This is a genomic window from Paenibacillus sp. JJ-223 (assembly GCF_927798175.1).
GTDB lineage: Bacteria > Bacillota > Bacilli > Paenibacillales > Paenibacillaceae > Paenibacillus > Paenibacillus hubeiensis.
In genome coordinates this window covers 93467-111190 of record NZ_CAKMMP010000018.1, presented here as the reverse complement: position 1 = coordinate 111190, position 17724 = coordinate 93467, and the positions used below count along the sequence as shown (strand labels likewise).

Sequence of the window (17724 nt, the reverse complement as noted above, 5' to 3'; positions counted from 1 at the left end):
GCGAATTCTTGAATCTCTTTGATTATATGTGAAACCCTGCTTCACTTCAATAATTTACCTTCATTCGGAAATGTCCGAAAATAATGTCGAATACCAACAGGTGCACCTGATGAATCCATCTGGTCTTCACCAAGTGCACCATGTTTCCCATTGGGGTATTTATAACGTAAATCTGACGCTCTACAACGGAAGCTTGACCAACACGTCATACGTGGCACCGGCCTGAATCCCCCGGATCACATCTCCTTCAATCGGCTTACCGTTCACATATACTTGCCGCTCGCGAACACTCTCGCTTCGCTTCATCTGCACCTCCAGCACCGCTCCGCGGAACTTGCGCGTCACGGATGCCTCGTTCCAGTCTGCTGGCAATTGCGGACGCACTAGCAGACCTTCCGCATGGCCTTGCAAACCGAACAGCCCGTCGATCAGGCAGCGGTATACCCACGGGACGGTTCCCGTGTTGAACAAATGGCTGGACCGGCCTGCCGTACGCGGGAATTGGCGATAGGCACCGCGGTAATAGTTCGGGATAAATACAGGCAATTGTCCCCGTTGAACGATATCGTCCAGGTCCGGACCGGGAATCATTTTGCGCAGCAAACGATAGGCGTTCTCCTTTTCCCCGACCAGATACAATGCATAAATGTAGAACGCCGCAGCATGGTTGTATACGGCTCCGTTCTCCGCGCTGCCCGGATGTTTCTGGGTCACGCGTCCAACATCCTCACGCATCGCCGTGAAGGAGGGTGCCAGCTTTTCCACGCCATATGGCGTTTCCAATTGTTCCTCCACGGCGCGAATCAGCTTTTCCCGTTTGTCCGGATCGGCCGCGCCGCTCATCAGGGCCCAACCTTGCGGGTTGATGAAGATGCGCCCTTCCTTGTCTTTGCTGATGCCGAATACGACGTTGTCGTCGGTTATCCCCCGTGCATACCAGTTGCCGTCCCACAGATACGTATTGGCAATTTCGTTGGTTCTGTCCGCTTCCTCCCGGAATTCGGCTGCTGCTTCCGCATGCCCTGCCTGTTCGCAAATGTTTGCCCACACCTTGAACGCATACGCCGTAGCAATGGTAAGCCAGCCGGATACGCCTTTTCCCTTGTACCCGACCATATTCATCGGATCGCACCAGTCGCCCTGGTTGATGTAGTTCAGTCCCCGGTCGTCGCGATCCTGAATTAGCCAACGCATGGCACGATGCATATGTTCAAGAACGGTGGCCGTCTCTTCGCTGTCCGCAAACCCGACCTGTTCATCCAAAATGCCGTAATCGTTGGTCTCATCCAGATACGTGCTCATGCATACCGGCAGCCAGATGCAATGATCCGTATGCGGTACCTGGTTGATATATTTGAGTTCGGCGTCCGGGTGCAAAATAATGCCGTCAGGCATTGCGCCGCTGACATTCTGCTGCTCAAGTGCCGTAAGAAACGCCCCTCGCGCAACGCTTGGCTGAATATAGCTCATGCCCATATTGTCTTGCAGATAATTCCGGGTTTGGGGATCTGTCGTCAAACGATTCGTCTGGCCGTGATAGTACATCTGGCGCGGCAACCAGTGGTTAACGAAGTTGTTCAACCCTTCATCGGGTGTCTTAATCTCGATATTTCCCTGACCTTCCGCAACATAGGCGGCATATTCCAGCCCGGCCGCAGCAAAACCGTTCATCCCTTGACCGTTCACATCCACAAAGTACTTCTGACGAATCTGCCCAATCTCCTGTTCATTGTGGGCGGCGCCAAAGATGAAACGATACGCCTTCTCTGCCCCGGCTTCGAGTTCCAGTCGATACTGTAGGGCACATGTCGGCGTCTCATATCTTGCGTCTCCGCAAGCCAGCGTGTCGGCCTCAAGAGCGGACGGGGCATGGAGTCCACCCTCGCCCTCAAAAGCTTCCTGGTTAACTTCCCACGCGACAGGCCGCTCATCTGCGAGCAAAAAGGTTTTGTCTGCAAAGGTTTTGATTTTGTCGTAATCCTGGTATTTCTGGTATGGCGTCACCGAGGAACACACGATGCCTTGCAGCGACTCCGCATATTCGCCAGACTGGTTCATCCAGGACATGTACCCCACCGTAAAATACGGATAAACGCTTAACTTACGCGTCGTGGACGACAGGTTCTTCACTTTCACGCTCCACAGCTCCATCGCCTCCGCCTTCGGCAGCGTCAAAGCCATCTCCACTTCGATGTCACCGCTTACAACTTGCCAACGCAGATCATGCTTGCCGATGGAAAAGACATATATGTCCGCCTGTTTGCGCACGGGTTCATACGGTGCCGAAAAAACGCCCCCGCTTACTTCATCTTTTACGTACACGAACCGTCCGGGATGGTGGGCATAATACGGCTGTTCCGGCTGCATGAACGTCTTGGCCTCCAGGTTCGGCGCATGCGAATATTTGGCCGGTTCCGGCTGCATGAATTGCGCTACGGCGTACCCGCGGCAATTCATGTGGATCATCATTTTTTCGTTCCACAAAAATCCCGAAGCTTTGGGCAGGCTCGTTGGGCTGGTCAACTCGTAATATTGCTGGTCTTCCGATGGTCTGATCATGGAAATTCCTCTCTTTCGGCTTGGATAAGATGAACGGATTTACAGACGGAAATAAACAAGAACTGGCGGAAAACGTTTTAGAAATTGCTCAGAATACTTGTATACAACTATTGTCCATTATACCACGTTAACGCTTACAGTCACCTACAAAAAAATAAAATCCATTGCTTTCGCCCTTGTTCGGTTCCCGTTTTCTCCCATCCCCAGCCGATCGATAGTAACACCAAAAAGTTTAGGTACAAAATTCATTGCCGACCAAGGAATTCCCGTTGTTCTTGAACCTTGATTGTTGGACATGCATACGGACGCAACCAAAAACTCCCTTCTGCCTTTATGGTAGAGGGGAGTTGTGGTGAACCGGATTCAAACTCATGCGTCGCTTGGGGAGAACGGCCTTAAGGACTTACCGTTCCGCCGTTGGCGTTCAGCGTTTCGCCGCTGACGTAACTGGACTCCTGGCTCGCCAGAAATACGAATGCGGGTGCCATTTCGGCGGGCTGGCCCGCACGGCCAAGCGGCGTGTTGGAACCGAACTCGGCAAGCTTCTCGACCGGCTGACCGCCGACCACCTGAAGCGGCGTCCAGACGGGCCCAGGCGCAACCACGTTGACGCGGATGCCCTTGCTGCCGACCTGCTGGGCGAGCGCCTTGCTGAACGTATTGATCGCCGCCTTGGTTGTCGCATAGTCCAGCAGGATCGGCGACGGTTTGTAGGCCTGGATGGAAGACGTATTGATGATGGAGCTGCCCGGCTTCATATGTTTGACCGCGGCTTTGCAGAGCCAGAACATGGAGTACACGTTCGTTTTGAACGTCGCGTCGAACTGCTCCGTCGTCAGGTCGGCGATCTGCTCAACGTACTGCTGTTTGCCGGCTACATTGGCCAAAATATCGATGCCTCCCAGCTTCTCCACCGCAGCTTCGATCAATTGCTCGCAGTAAGCCTCGTCCTTCAGGTCCCCCGGCATCGCGATGGCCTTGCGCCCTGCTTCTTCGATCAAGGCAACGACTTCTTTGGCGTCGGCCTCTTCTTCCGGAAGATAGGACAACAGCACGTCCGCTCCTTCCCGCGCAAACGCAATGGCCGCCGCACGGCCGATCCCGCTGTCCGCTCCCGTTACGACGGCCTTGCGTCCTGTCAAGCGTCCGCTGCCCCGGTAGCTTTTCTCCCCGCAATCGGGGATCGGCGTCATCTCCCGCTGCAGTCCGGGTTCATCCTGCTGCTGCTTCCATTCTTTCGTCGCCTTCGGATACTGGGTAGTCGGGTCCTGCATCGTATACTGATCCTGATTCGCCATGATCCATTCCTCCTAAACTGATAACGTGTTCGTATTCGGGGTCTTTTTCCAATGTGACGTTTCCAAGGTTCTCACTCTCTCCTTTTGTAACCTTGATCCGAAAAATCTAAACCCTTCGGGGAGCATTTCCTATGTCCTATGATCCTAGAGCAAGTCGCTGCCAAGTATCCACAGCTGCGGAGTTAGCATCATTGGAACTTAGGTGAGTCCTTCAACATGTCATTGGAACGAAAAAAAGCATTCCCGGAAGGGCACCTGGGCCCGAAGAGGTTCCCAAAGTGCATTCGAGGAATGCTTATACGGTTGCGGTTATGCATTGCGACATACGCGAGGCCCGCCCATTGCCGCGAGACGATAGAAATGCCCCTGACGTTGAACATTCTAAGAGCGGTCTTGCCCTTTCCGGCCCAGGCCGAATACAAAATACCCTACAAATACAATGGCGATAAAGACGGCACCGACGAGCAACGAAACGCGCGTATCCGGATTAAACGCCATGCCGATGATGACAAGCACCAAATACACGATGATGATGTAGTTGCTGATCGGAAACCACTTCGATTTGAAGTTATGCTCTTTGAGGTCCTTTCCCCACCGCTTGCGGAACCCAAACTGGCTGATCGCCAGCGCGAACCATGGCATCATGCCAGGCAGAACGCTCGCGCTATAGATGTACAGGAACAGCTTGGAGTCCGGCATCAAATAATTCAGCACCACGCCGATCAGCAGCAGGGATATCGTGACGATGATGCTGTTGCGCGGCACGCCGCCTTTCGACAGCTTTTTGAAAAAAGCCGGTGCCTGACCGTTCTCCGCCAGCGTGTAGAGCATGCGTCCCGCACTGTAAATGCCGCTGTTGCAGCCCGACATGGCCGCGGTAAGCACCACGAAGTTGATAATGCCTGCGGCAGCCACGATCCCGACCTTGGCAAAGGTCAACACGAACGGGCTGCCCGTCTGTCCGACCTCGTTCCACGGGTACAGCGTCACGATGACGAAGATGGCGCCCACGTAGAAAATCAGGATGCGCCATACGATGTTTTTGATCGCTTTGCGCAGCGTATGCTTCGGATTCTCCGCTTCGCCCGCCGTAATGCCGACCATCTCAACGCCCTGATACGCCGCCGTCACGATGCATAGCGCAAACAAGAACCCTTTCAGCCCGCCCGGGAAAAACCCGCCATGGCTGACCAGGTTCGACAGCCCGATCGGTTCTCCGCCGTTCCCCCAGCCGAAGAAAATCAGCCCGGTGCCGATCACGATCATGAACAAAATGGCTGCCACCTTGATCAACGCAAACCAAAATTCGAACTCTCCGTAAAATTTCACCGCCGCCAGGTTGGCCGCCGCAATGATCAGCACGCCGGCCAGCGCGGGAATCCACTGCGGGATGTCCGGGAACCAATACCCGACGTAGATGCCGATCGCCGTTACTTCGGCCATGCCGACGGTAACCCACAGGAACCAGTAACTCCAGGCCGTCAGGAATCCGGCGAGCGGTCCGATATATTTATGGGCGAATGTGGCGAACGAACCTGTCACAGGCTCCTGGATCAGCATTTCCCCCATGATGCGCATAACAAAAAAGATAATGATTCCGGCCAGCAAATAGGCCAGCAGCACGGAAGGACCTGCCCACTTGATCGTGCTCGCCGATCCCATGAACAATCCAACGCCAATCGTGCCGCCCAGCGCGATCAGCTCCACATGCCGGGGCTTCAGCCCGCGTGAAAGCTCCTTCGATTCCAAAACGAAACTCCCCTTCTCTTGTGCATTTTCTTGGTGTAATGTTGCTTTCTCATTATTATGTTTTAACGCAATGCAGAATTGCTCCACCAAATTGTACGAGATGTGCCGGAGAAATACAACAAGGAATGTGAGGAAGCGTACATGCACCCCCTCCTTTCCACAATCATTCCCAATGTTTGGAACCTAATACAGTCTCATTTCATATGAAATTCGCATTTGTTCGAGCCGATCGAGGTCAGCCAATGGGCATGCCCACAATGAATTCAAAAACGTATTCTCCAGATCGATTGTATATCCATTGGGGGGAGTGGCCGCAATGCATATGGTAATGCTCATTTTGTAATGCAAATTTAACGAGATTTACCATAACCCGACCGCAAATCGCGGTCTTTTTCTGCTGTTCGCATTTCCTGTTTACAGCTGTAATTTTATGGTATATATTATAGACGTCAACATGTCAGCGCTATCAAAAAACGAAAAAAGGAGGCTGCTCCGATCCGTTTCGAAAAGGTTTTTGGTTTACACCTGGTTAAACTTGAAACACTTATTTGGAGAGGATGAGCGTTTGATGAAAAAGTGGAGCACCGCTTTGTTTGCATTGTTTATGAGCATGTCGCTAATGTTCAGTCTGACCGCATCAGCCAACCCCGCCATTGTCAGTTACGGAGGCAGCTATTCCAATACACTTACCGCCGGCCAAGGGTATGCCTACATACTCCCTAATGCTAAAACATCCGGCACAAGCATAAAAGTAACGACGTCTGCGCCAAACACGCTTCGACTGCATTACTACTGGAGCTACAACAATACCACCCTGGACCTTGGTACGGTCGTCATAAGCAGTACCAGTTACAACACCGGCTCCGGCTATTATGAACCGGGAACATTGATCACCGTGGTTGAACGCGTGCCTGGTTCGGAAGCCGCATATCCTTCGGTATCCTACACGATTACATTCAATTGATCCGAGCTAGCGGGGCTGTACCTTCCCCCATGGCAAGTTTACGTCTCTCGCCAACGAATCTCAGACACGTTATATTGCATGATTTCGCCAAATATGGAGGGCTAACGAACATCAGGCAAGCTAAACGCCGCCCATTGAGCCATACACATGCCATTGCTGCAAAATAGCGTGCCCACGGTTCGTTCGCCTCCGTATTCGAGAATTTCCCTCCAAATAAGGCTGCTCATGTTCGTTACACATGATACACATTCCTGGTTCCTATGTTCCCGAGACGAAATATACTACATCCAGCTCAACTCAGCCGCGATCCTCCGTCGAAAATCCGCAATACATTACTCCACTATACGACGATATTGCTCCGGTATTCAGGCAGCGTTTGAGCCCGCCCGGTCGTGTCCACCATGCGAGCTATATTTTCCCGATCGAACGATGCCAGATACACGGCCAACAGTTCCTCATCGTCATCCCCAAGGGACATTTCAAACAGAACGATGACATGATTTCTATAGAAGATACGCCACGCCTGCACGGATGACGTCTCTTTGATTTCGCATGCGTCACCCTCCATCTCCCAGCAGCTTAGGTAATCCGATAACCGCCACATGTTTTCATCGAAAATAACCCAAAAGGGCAATCTGTCCTCCACGGCCATCTGTACGAGTGCTTTGCTCACCAAAAAGTTGGACAATGATTCGTTCTCCCGCGACCAGTCGGGATTGTTCCAAGCGCAGAGATACACGGGCGGGTCTTCCATGGATACATCGCTTAAGCGGATACCGCAGTAGATCACCGATTCCTCGCATTGATAGAACACCAGGAACGCTTTGTCCGTCGTAAAGAAATCGGGACCTGGCACAAACGTCTCCTGCAGTCTCATTGGCTCATACTGATTGTTGCAATGCTGCGTAATGTATCGACAGTTCCCGAATCTTTTATAGTATTCTCGCAGAACGTCCGGAAACCGGATGCCCAAACGCTGCTCCTGCTCGCATAGATCTTGCTCCGAAATGAAATCATCCGCACCTACGTGTCCTTCCAGCACACGGTTCAATACGTCGAATGCCGCCTTCAAGTTCATCCCCCCAACGGATTAAATCGCCATCATAGCAAAAAGAACCCAAGCCGTGGCAGAAAGCCTTAAGCTTGAGCCTCTTTTCTATTATAACCGCGAGTCCGTTCCCTTTCCCACACCAACCATGTTGCCCGTCAACCGGGTGATCAGGGTATCGTACGGTTCCAATTTCACCGTCTGTGAGCCATGCTCGGTGTCCACGGTCGTTTGTTGAACCTGGTCGCTGTTGTTGATGACCACCAGGATGCTGCTGTCCGGATAGTAGGCGCATTCTGTGTAAACGTTATCCGTCATATATTTCGTCTCGATGGGCTCATTGCCGGCATGGCGAATGATGTTGAAGAGCATGTTTGCGTTTTCCCAGCCGAATTCAAACGAAGACAGGTAGATCCCTTTACCTTTACCGAAAGCATGCGTGGACAGCGCGATTTTACCGTTCGTTTCATGGATGACCGACGCCGATCCGTCGGTAAGATAGATGTTGTTTTTCGGTGCGATATGAGCTCCTTCAGGAACCAAACCTTGCTCGTCGCCTACCTCGTACGTCCATCTTCCGTGAGCTACCCTGGCCCCCGTATCCTCATCCACACCGAGCACATGTGCCATCCGGAAAAAGGTATCGTACCCTTCCACCGCCGAAGGCTGGTTGATGCCGATAAACTTGCCGCCTCCATGCACCCATTTCGTCAGCAAATCGACTACCTTGTTGTCCTTCCAATGCTCTCCGCCGCTCCATGCCGAACCGGCCGTACCCGCATTGATCACGACATCGCAATGCTCCAGCGCACCCTGGCGGATATCCTCGAAATCGATGAACTGCACGTCCACCGGCAGTCCCGCCAATGCCTCATTGACGTGAATCAAATCATGCATGTACGTTTCATGGAAATGGCCGGACAACGTCCATGATCTCAGCTTGCCCCAGCTATGCAGTACGGCAACCTTCGTTTGGATCCGATAAGGTTTGCCTTGACGATGCAGCGCTTTGATTTCCCGGAATTCGTCGGCAATCTTCTCGATATAATCGCAAAAGTCCGGGTAAGGCTCCACCAGATGCAAATATCCGCCCAGTCCGATCCGGTCGATGGGTTCCCTGAGCAAGGCACGCCGGATTTGAATCCAATATTTTTTGGCGTCCAGCGTTGGATTGCCTCCCTCCTTGAAGGTCGGGAGCCCGCCCAGACCAACAGGGAACAAGTACGGATGCAGACGGATTTCATGCGTATCCACCTTGACGCCCGAACACATCCTTGCCTCGTACCCCGAGAACACGCATTTGATCATGCCGTCGAAGCCGAACTCCTCGAAACGATCGTTGTACGGCTCCATGCCGACCCAGCTGTCATCGTAGAAAACGTACGCCAGCTTGCCGTGTTTATGCACGATGTCGATCAATTGTTTGCTGAAGCCGATCACGAAATCGTTGATGAACGCCATCCAGTCCAGCTTGCGCCGTTCGGCCGGAATGTGGCTGACGCGGTATTTGCCGCCGTTAACGAAATCCTCGGCCGTCATCGCATACCCGTATTGTTGGGCAAACAAATCCAGCGCCCTGGAGCTTACCGTATAATCGTACGAGCCCCAATCCGTAAACAAATGGCGGTTGCGCTCATTGCTGCCCCAAATCCAGACGAAATTATAGAACAGGGAGGTGAACCGCACAACCGTCGTTTCCGGATGCTGCACGCACCAATCCTCCATCCATTTCAGCAAATATGCCTGCGTTTCGGGATAGATCGGATCGATCTGCATTAAATGCTCTTTGTCCCAATCGTTCGTCGTGTGATTGTACATCGAAATTTCTTCCCAGATCCGGTATGCCATGAAACTGACCGTATATTTATGCCAAGGCACAATGCCGGTAAGCACGACGTTTCCGGATTCACGCTCGTAATTCCACTGTTCTCGCGGCACCTCCTGACCCGTTGTTCGGTCATAGACCTGCCAGTACTTAAACGCCTCTTTGGAGTCGTTCACCCTGAATTGCTCAACGAAAAAATCCTCCATGATATAAATCGATAAGTAATCCTGAACGGCTACCTTCGGATGCGTGATCAAGAAACATTGCTGCAGCTTATCCAAATGGCGGGAGGCCCATTCGTTATGATCCCTGATGATGCAGATCGTCGAATATATGCCGTATCCGGCGTTGATGATTTCATCGGACAATTGCGTGCCGTCGCTGTCGCGAATGACATCGGCGCCCCAGCGTTCGGCCAATTCCAGCGTCAGCGCCTCGTAACCGGATTCTCCCGGCAGCGTAAAGGCCCCTTTGGTCGGCTTGGACATCGCGAACCCCTCCTATTTTCTCAGCATGTCGGACAAAAATGCGAGTGCCAGGCCCTGTCCCCAGCCCTGAATCCAGTCTTTCGGAATGTTGCGATAGCCTTCCCGGTCTTTCATTACGGCCGTTCCGCCCGATACGCCCAGTACGCGGCCGTCTTCGGTAATGTTGTTCAAAATGCCTTCCAGCGCCTTTTGCACGTACTTCGTATGCAATGGATTGCCGTTGTTGATCATCGCAGCCGCGATGCCGCAAGAAGCGGATACTTCTTCGTAGGATTCTTCGTCATCCAATACGGTGCGCCACAACCCGTTCTCCGTCTGAACCGTCTTCAGGGCGGCCAGCTGGTCCCGCAGCGAGCATTCCACGTCCATGCATTGCGGATACAAGTACCAGTCCTTCAGCAGCGGTTTGACTTGAGACATCGTGTAGGCGCCCCAAGCGTTCGCTCTTCCCCAGAAAAAGCCGGACATGTGGTCTTTGTTCACATTGTTGTAGCCATGGTACCAGAAGCCGGTGCCCGGGTCCTGCAAATATTTGATGTGCCAGTAATATTGGTTCAAGGCATCCTGAATGATGTCCTGATCGTTCAATTTGCTGCCGACGCGAAGCAGGAAAAACGCCGCCATGAACAAGGTGTCCGCCCAAGCCTGTTCCGGAAAATCGTTGGCAACCGAAACGGTGTGCTGCAGCACGCTGTCTCCGAAACGGAGAGCATGGTTGCGGATGTAATCCACTTTGCTCAGCGCGATATTCCAATACTTTTCGTCACCGGTCTCTTCGTACAGCGTGATCAGCATGTGGCCCATCGCACACGTATTGACCGTCCAGCTCGGCAATCCCAGCTCGATGTATTCGTCCGTCCACTGGACAAGCTTGTCCAAATACTCCTGGTTCCCTGTCGTCTGGTAGGCTCTCGATACGCCGTAATACGCAACCCCGCATGGCCATTCCCACGTTAAATCCATCGCCAGCGTTTTTTTGGCGACGCTGTCGATGACACCCAGAATTTGCTCGCGGTCATACTTCAATTGAATCATCGTGATTCCCCTCTCATGCGCACACGCCCTCAAATGGCGCTTGAGAGCTGTCCGTCCATATTTGTAAACGCTTTACTTCTTTCATTGTACGCAGTAAAATAGTCTCCATCTAAGCATATTCGCAACAAAACTGCGCAATTTCGACCATTTATCTTGATTTCACGGTTTCATCTGACATCACGTTCATTTGCACACGATTCACCCAAATCAACGTCATGGGAGCAGCCGAACATGCCCAAACCGAAAAAACCCGTCATCGAATATCGCCACTATAGCCTGCCCATCGACTTTCCGGTTCTGCTGTTAAGCGGGGAACGCTGGAAGATTTCCGATATCCGAAGCGAGCATCTCCATTTCCATAACCATCTCGAGATCGGCATCTGTTATTCGGATGGCGGCTTCATGGACATCAAAGGGGAATCCGTTCCCTTCCAAGCCGGCGATGTCACCTTCATTCCCAGATACCTTCCTCATACGACGTACAGCTCGCAGGGCATGGCCAGCCTCTGGTCCTACATCTTTTTTTCGCCTGAAGACCTCTTCAAGCACTCATTGAAAAACGCCTACAGCGACTTCGAGCCGAATCTGTGGGCGGTGCAAGGAACGAACTGCATTTTGAGCAAAGACCGATATCCCAAAGTCCATGCGCTCGCCACCTCGGCCGTGGAGGAACTGAAGCAGCGGAATGCCTACTACCAGGAGAGCGCCTACGGTTTGTTGCTGTCCTTGTACATCGAACTCCTTCGCATCCATTCCAGCAGCGGCCCGTGGACAGAGCACGAATCGGAATCCCGCCCGAAGGGCGATTTGGTCATTACTCCAGCGCTCGAACACATCGCCAAAAACTACATGTCTCCCATGACCGTCGACGATCTGGCTGACCTCTGCCATTTGAGCACGACCCATTTCCGCAGAAAATTCCATGACATCATGGGCACGGCGCCGCTTGATTTCCTCAACAGCACCCGCATCGAAGAGGCGTGCAAACAGTTGAAAAGCTCGGACGCCTCCATTCTGTCGATCTCCGAGCAAGTCGGCTTTCGTTCCATTTCCAGCTTTAACCGCTGCTTCTCCAAGCTTATGGGCGAATCGCCCAAACAATGGCGCAAAGGGGCCCAATCCGAAGCGCAATCCGCGAAAGCGTCCATTCTGGAATTCACGGGCTGGGTGTAAAATCATGGTACGAAACCCGAATATCCTTTACACTGGTTACAACACAACATCCTTGAAATGGAGGTCTGCACATGCAGCAGCAGCATGAGGCGCGAGTCGAGCTGTTCGTTTCCAATACCCAGGCCATCAAAAAAGAGTTCAAATGGCAGAACGCGATTCTTCATCGCTTGGCTGCCCTGTTATTTGCTTCCGAAAACAGAACCGCCGACTGCGAAGCCATCCGGCACAATCTGGAGCGAATCAAGGAAAGCACTCGCCTGTTCTCGGCATTCAGGGGCAATTCGTCGCTAACGCTAGCCGCGTTTCTCTCTCTTGCGCCGGATCAGAAAACCCGGCTAACCGATACGTTATCGGTCTACGACCAGATGAAGGAAATCAAATTCAGAACGTCGGATTATTTGGTCATCGCAGCCCACCAGATTGCCGCACATGCCCCGAAGGAGCGGTTCGATGCCGTCATCCGGCGGGCCAAAACGTTCTATGACCGGATGAAAGCGGAGCATGCCTTCCTCACGGGACAGGACGATTACATTTTCGCGGCCATGCTTGCCCTTTCCGAGCTTGAGCCTGAAGCCTCCGTGATGCGCATGGAGGAGCTGTATGCCGAACTGCGGCGCGAGTTCCCGATCGGCAATGGCCTGCAGGCCCTGACCCAGGTATTGACGCTTGGCGAAGATTCGGCGCATGCCGGAACCCGGCTGCTCGAATTGAAAGACGCTTTCCGCCAGCGCAGCTTGCGGATGGATAAAGGAGATTTGCTGCCTACCTTGGGCGTGCTTTCTCTGCTGCCGGTTGAACAGGATACGCTGGTGGATGACGTAAGCCGGACCTTTGACGAGCTGCGCACGCGGAAAGGGTTCGGCACCTGGTCGGTCACCAAGCAGGAACTGCTGCTGTTTTCGGCTGCCCTCGCGGCCGTCAACCATGTCGAAGACCTGCGCAGCGGCGTGCTTGCGACAAGCTTGTCGACCAGCATTACGACCATGCTCATCGCGCAGCAGGCCGCCATGGCTGCCGCAGCCGCCGGGGCTGCAGCTGCGGCAGCATCGTCCAGCAGCCACTGATGTGGAATCGGCAATGTTCAGGCCGTAACTCGGACAGCATATGAAACCAGAAATGCCCCGGGACGGCACCCGGGGCATTTCTGGTTATTTGTTGCTTTAGCTCAACGGGTTTGAATGACCTGGCTCCTGCACGATATTCGTACTGCGGAATTCCTCCACGAAGTCGTTCAGCCCATCCTCTCCATAGTCGAGTGCTCGAAGTCGTAATGAACGTACGCAGTCTCTATTGATCAATCCTTGATCAGCCTGGATTCATTTTTGCGGATCGGTCCGCAGCATCTCGTACTGCTCCGCAAATACCTCAAATCCCGCCGCCTTCAAAAAAACGTTCATGGAGCAGCAATCCTTGTCCACGTTCAGCACGCTGATCCTTGGCGCTTCCGCGATGTGGACCAGCCAATCCAGCAGGCTCGCGCCAATCCCCCGGCGCCGGTAATCCGGATGTACCGCCATTTGGGGAACATCTCCCGACCGGGGATCGATGACCCCGTAACCAACGACCTTATCCCCATCCATCGCCGCGGCATAACGGAAAATTTCCGGGACGGCGTTAATGGAGCCAGACGCATTTTGCCAGGAAGGATCAAAATCAGCAAATGGCGCGAATCGCTCCGGATCAAACGGCTCCACCTCGCGGATCGCCCATGTCGCTCGTACGATATACCTGCTTCGCTCCAAACGGTAACAACTCAACGTTCTGGTCTTGACAAAACCCTGCTTGACATACAAATCAACTGCAGACGCGTTGGTGGTCAGCACCTCCAGCAAGTAACCGCCTATGGAATCGGCCTTCAACCTGGCGCTCACCCGCTTCAGCATCTCGTTGGTCAAGCCTTGCCTGCGGTATTCCGGCAGTACCCCGGTGCCTAAATCGTAGGCGGTCGTTTGCCCGTGCCAGTTCCGCAGCCCGTTTAACACGAACCCCACCAACGTTTCGCCAGCGAAGGCTCCCATCGATACATTTTCTTCGTATCCTCTTCTGCGAAGCATCTCGCCGAATTTGCCCAAGGGCATGTCCATGTTCACCTGATAATCGGCAAAAGCGTTTAGAAACGCCTCATGCAGAACCTCAATGCTTGTCCCTGCGAGAAAACGGTACGTAATCATACTCCCACTCTCCTCTGGTTTCTTTCCATTGCGTCCCGCCTTATTCCATGCCCGTCATCCGTTTCATATGCAATATGGGGTAAGGGCGTCCCTCTCCATCGGTAGGCTCCTCACCAATCACGGCAAATCCGTTTTTCTTGTAAAACGCGATCGCAGGACCATTGTCTTTGTTCACATCGACGCTCGTCACGCCGGATTCCCCGACTAAATGTCGCATGATCTGCGTTCCATATCCTCTACCCGTGTGCTCCGGGTCCAGAAACAGCATCTCCAGATGATGTCCCTGTACGCCGGAAAACCCGATGCAAACATCGTTGTCCGCATACCATAGCCGTACATCAAGATGAGGGAGATATGCAGGGATTTCCCCGTGTATTTGCTGAAGGTCTTCCGCACGTACAAATGGATGCGTTGCCTGTACCGACTTGCTCCACAGCTCCATAATCAAATCGTAATCATGCGGCATCGCTTGTTTGTAATGCATCGTTCATTCTCCTTTTTGGGTGATATATAGATCAGCAAACGATCCTCATTTCTTTCTACCAATGTACAGCAAATGGGAGGACACGCCCAGTATGGATGGATCTTTCGCCGCTTCGACCAGCAGTTCCAGCAGCTCGGCGGATTCGCCGCGTTCCTCCCAATATTGCTGCTGCTCCCGGCTCAGCAGATGGCCGATGCTGGATGAGCCAATCAGCTCCAGCGTTTCGAAGCCATGGCTCTCCATGAACGGCCGAATTTCATGCACGTCGAAATAATAAGCGCCGGTGAAGCGCCCTTCATCGGCATGATCGAAAACGCCTGAGCTGCGGAACGCCCGGATGGGCTCCATCCGTTCAAGCGGCTTCCAATGCTGCGGCTGCTGCAGCGCGTTCAGCGTCATGCGCATCGTGCTCTGGAACGCCGCAAATATGATGCCTTCTTTTTTGGTGACGCGGTACAATTCCTGCACGGCCCGGGCACGGTCATCTTCCTGTTGCAAATGGTACAGCGGCCCCATCATCAACGACGCATCAAAGCGCTCATCCGGCAGCCCTTCAAGGTTGACGGCATTGCGGACAAGGAAACCATCGAACCGTTCGCGGAGTCCCAGTTCGTCGGCCTTCGCTTCCGCGATCTCCACCAGCCGCGGCGTCAAGTCGCAGAGCGTCACTTGGCAGCCATGACGGGCAAGCTCCATCGCATATTTTCCCGGCCCTGCGCCATTATCGAGAACGCGTCCCGACTCGGGCAAGAACTGCCTCATGTAATGCCAGTTGATGCGAAACTCCAGCGGCTCGCGCTCCAGCCTGCCCCACTCGTCAAATTGCGAATAATAATCGATAATATTGCTCATGCTCCTCTACCGCCTTTTTAGATTGTTGGAAAAACAAAAACCCGCCGCCTCTTAAAGAGGCGACAGGTTTCCCTTCGCGCTACCACTCTTCTTCGATTCGCCGTTCTCCCGAACCTTCGAGTCACCGGGAAGCAGCGAATCATCTCCATGCCGATGACGGCGGCAGCCGTTAAGACCTGCTCCTGCGGAGGTCAGCCTTACCGCTCCCGGGCGAGCTTCCGGAACCCCCCGACTGCCTCGCACCGATGCGGCAGCTCTCTGAACGGCATGTTTCCGTACTATTCCCGATCCAAGCGTTTTGCGATGTGAAATTTACGCAAGTATACAATTGCCATATTATGACTGTCAATCCCAACTTCTTTCAATAGATCCCTTTCGCATCCCGCGGTAAATTTCTTACATGCTCCAGGTACTTGCTCATATGGATATCATCCGCTTCGTTGTAGACGTAGCCCAAATGCCCGGCCACTTCTCTCGCAAGCAGCCTGAACAATGCGCATGCCGCAGAGACGGACCCCCACATCTTCTCATCGTCGCTGTTTGAATACGTCTGCTCGTACATCTGCCAATACGATGCCGGCAAATACGTTTTCGTGTATTTCCCCATTTTGCCGACGGAGACCTGGAAATCCTGTTTCGTGCCCACCCACCAAGACACCATTTGATCCAAGCGTGGTCTGATGACGGTTTCGAACATTTGTTTCGCATAGGGCAATTCATCACGCCAGATGCCTTTGGCCACATTTTGCAGACACCACCAGAAATCATTGCAGCAGCCCAGATACAACGCCTCCGTAGGCTTCTTTACATGATAGTCCTGATCCGTCGGAGCAGGAATGGCCGGCAGGCAACCATCCTTGTCCAGCAGCGGGACGGTCAGCTTGTCGCTGCCGTATCGGTCAAGCATCGCTTCTTTCGTTTCGATGTGAAGGTCGATCCGGTTGCCGTCCGCAAACAACATCAAATATCCGTATGAACGTTGAACATCCAGGTCCATGCCGATCGACAGGTCGTTTTTGTCAGGCTCCTGCATCATGATACGGTCGCCGAATACGTCGACCCACGTGACATCCTGTATAAAAGAAGACGTTTCCGTGACGACGTACACGATGTCGTAATCCTGGAATATATCTTTCGGCACGTTCGCATTCGTACGCGATCCGTTCATGTACACGGCACGAATCCGTTCATCCTTTCGGGCAACGCCCAAAATCAAGTCAAACATCTCCTGTTCCGTTCTCACGAGATATCCCTCCTTTCGGAAATGGGGTGAGGCAGAACCGCCCCCGGCGCGTATTTATCCACATTCATTTACATTCACGATCTATGCGCTCATTTGCGCTTAGCATCTTACATATTTGCGTTTGAAGCCAAGCTGATTTTTGTCCACCGCTTTTTGGATGTTTTCGGAAGCATTCAGGAACTTGCTCTTGGGCTTGTCCTTTTGAACTTCGACCGGACCGATGGCTTTCGCCGTTTCCACAGCCTTCTCATGCAGCGGAACGTAGGAAACGGCCACGGTATATACGAAATTGTTCATCGCATACCGGGTTCGTTCGGGAGATTGATGGATCGTCTCCTGCACATTGGCCAGCATCCCGCTCAGCTTGCTTTCCGAAAATTCGCTGTCCGGGCGGTTGCCGAGCAGCCAGCAGTAACAGCTCCAGCCTGCCGACATTTTCAGCTCTTCGCCGCTGGCAATCCATTTGTCCGCCACTACCTGCGCAATATCCGTCTCGGACAGCGTCACGGCCACGATGTAATCGGAGATCATATAAAAATAAGCGTCCGCGATCCAGCGGTCGAAATCCGCCTCCGTCATCGCTTGGGGATCGGCAATGACGCCCGCAAAATACATTGCGTCATAGTTCCCTGTGGCGTATAACTGCTCGGCTAATGCCTGGTCCTTTTTGATTTTGCGGGCAATCGGTTTCATCGCTCCCGTAGCTACGCCAAAAAGCGGTTCGTGTGCACCGTTCGACATATATATTTTTTTCGTGCGTTCCTTTCCCAGCGCCTCAAGCTCCTGCATCACTTCTTCCAAATTCATGCAGCCACGCTCCTTGATTGATATAGTT

Annotated in this window: 14 protein-coding genes and 1 other annotated feature; of the genes, 3 read left to right on the top strand and 11 right to left on the bottom strand. The window is 53.0% G+C overall.

What is annotated here, in order from left to right; genetic code table 11:
* Nucleotides 1–180: 180 nt before the first annotated feature.
* The 3 genes from L6H98_RS26395 to L6H98_RS26385 all read right to left on the bottom strand — a co-directional run bounded on the left by L6H98_RS26395 (nucleotide 181) and on the right by L6H98_RS26385 (nucleotide 5606).
* A complete protein-coding gene (locus L6H98_RS26395) occupies nucleotides 181–2559 on the bottom strand; it encodes an NdvB protein (RefSeq protein ID WP_236420669.1) in 2379 nt (792 codons plus the stop codon).
* A 395-nt stretch (nucleotides 2560–2954) separates the two neighbouring features.
* Nucleotides 2955–3857 (bottom strand): SDR family oxidoreductase, encoded by a 903-nt coding sequence (locus L6H98_RS26390; RefSeq protein ID WP_290371495.1) that lies wholly within the window; start codon nucleotides 3855–3857, stop codon nucleotides 2955–2957.
* A gap of 381 nt (nucleotides 3858–4238) precedes the next feature.
* Nucleotides 4239–5606, bottom strand: coding sequence for an amino acid permease (locus L6H98_RS26385; RefSeq protein WP_236420668.1), 1368 nt, complete (start codon nucleotides 5604–5606; stop codon nucleotides 4239–4241).
* Nucleotides 5607–6174: 568 nt separating this feature from the next.
* Between L6H98_RS26385 and L6H98_RS26380 the strand changes: the two genes are divergently transcribed.
* Nucleotides 6175–6570, top strand: a complete 396-nt coding sequence (locus L6H98_RS26380) for a hypothetical protein (protein ID WP_236420667.1) — start codon at nucleotides 6175–6177, stop codon at nucleotides 6568–6570.
* Between the two features lie 340 nt (nucleotides 6571–6910).
* Here the strand turns inward: L6H98_RS26380 and L6H98_RS26375 are convergent, their stop codons facing one another.
* The 3 genes from L6H98_RS26375 to L6H98_RS26365 all read right to left on the bottom strand — a co-directional run bounded on the left by L6H98_RS26375 (nucleotide 6911) and on the right by L6H98_RS26365 (nucleotide 10966).
* A complete protein-coding gene (locus tag L6H98_RS26375; protein ID WP_236420666.1) occupies nucleotides 6911–7642 on the bottom strand; it encodes an SMI1/KNR4 family protein in 732 nt (243 codons plus the stop codon).
* Nucleotides 7643–7729: 87 nt separating this feature from the next.
* Entirely contained in the window at nucleotides 7730–9931 is a 2202-nt protein-coding gene (gene gnpA, locus L6H98_RS26370; protein ID WP_236420665.1) for a 1,3-beta-galactosyl-N-acetylhexosamine phosphorylase, read from the bottom strand.
* Between the two features lie 12 nt (nucleotides 9932–9943).
* The gene (locus L6H98_RS26365) at nucleotides 9944–10966 is read right to left on the bottom strand and encodes a glycoside hydrolase family 88 protein (protein ID WP_236420664.1); all 1023 of its coding nucleotides are present in this window, start codon (nucleotides 10964–10966) and stop codon (nucleotides 9944–9946) included.
* A gap of 231 nt (nucleotides 10967–11197) precedes the next feature.
* Between L6H98_RS26365 and L6H98_RS26360 the strand changes: the two genes are divergently transcribed.
* Both L6H98_RS26360 and L6H98_RS26355 read left to right on the top strand, forming a co-directional pair.
* Entirely contained in the window at nucleotides 11198–12139 is a 942-nt protein-coding gene (locus tag L6H98_RS26360; RefSeq protein ID WP_236420663.1) for an AraC family transcriptional regulator, read from the top strand.
* A 71-nt stretch (nucleotides 12140–12210) separates the two neighbouring features.
* Complete coding sequence (locus L6H98_RS26355; RefSeq protein WP_236420662.1) at nucleotides 12211–13203, top strand: DUF4003 family protein; 993 nt, start codon at nucleotides 12211–12213, stop codon at nucleotides 13201–13203.
* Nucleotides 13204–13455: 252 nt separating this feature from the next.
* Here the strand turns inward: L6H98_RS26355 and L6H98_RS26350 are convergent, their stop codons facing one another.
* From L6H98_RS26350 to L6H98_RS26330, 5 genes are all read right to left on the bottom strand, one after another.
* Nucleotides 13456–14310 (bottom strand): GNAT family N-acetyltransferase, encoded by an 855-nt coding sequence (locus L6H98_RS26350; RefSeq protein WP_236420661.1) that lies wholly within the window; start codon nucleotides 14308–14310, stop codon nucleotides 13456–13458.
* Nucleotides 14311–14350: 40 nt separating this feature from the next.
* Nucleotides 14351–14794 carry a GNAT family N-acetyltransferase gene (locus L6H98_RS26345; RefSeq protein ID WP_236420660.1) on the bottom strand — a complete coding sequence of 148 codons (444 nt, stop codon included), beginning with the start codon at nucleotides 14792–14794 and terminating at the stop codon, nucleotides 14351–14353.
* Between the two features lie 45 nt (nucleotides 14795–14839).
* A complete protein-coding gene (locus L6H98_RS26340; protein ID WP_236420659.1) occupies nucleotides 14840–15646 on the bottom strand; it encodes a class I SAM-dependent methyltransferase in 807 nt (268 codons plus the stop codon).
* Nucleotides 15647–15698: 52 nt separating this feature from the next.
* Nucleotides 15699–15947 (bottom strand) — a binding site (T-box leader).
* Nucleotides 15948–16007: 60 nt separating this feature from the next.
* Complete coding sequence (locus tag L6H98_RS26335) at nucleotides 16008–16889, bottom strand: aminoglycoside 6-adenylyltransferase (RefSeq protein WP_236420658.1); 882 nt, start codon at nucleotides 16887–16889, stop codon at nucleotides 16008–16010.
* A gap of 99 nt (nucleotides 16890–16988) precedes the next feature.
* Nucleotides 16989–17696, bottom strand: coding sequence for a DNA alkylation repair protein (locus L6H98_RS26330; RefSeq protein ID WP_236420657.1), 708 nt, complete (start codon nucleotides 17694–17696; stop codon nucleotides 16989–16991).
* Nucleotides 17697–17724 lie beyond the last annotated feature (28 nt).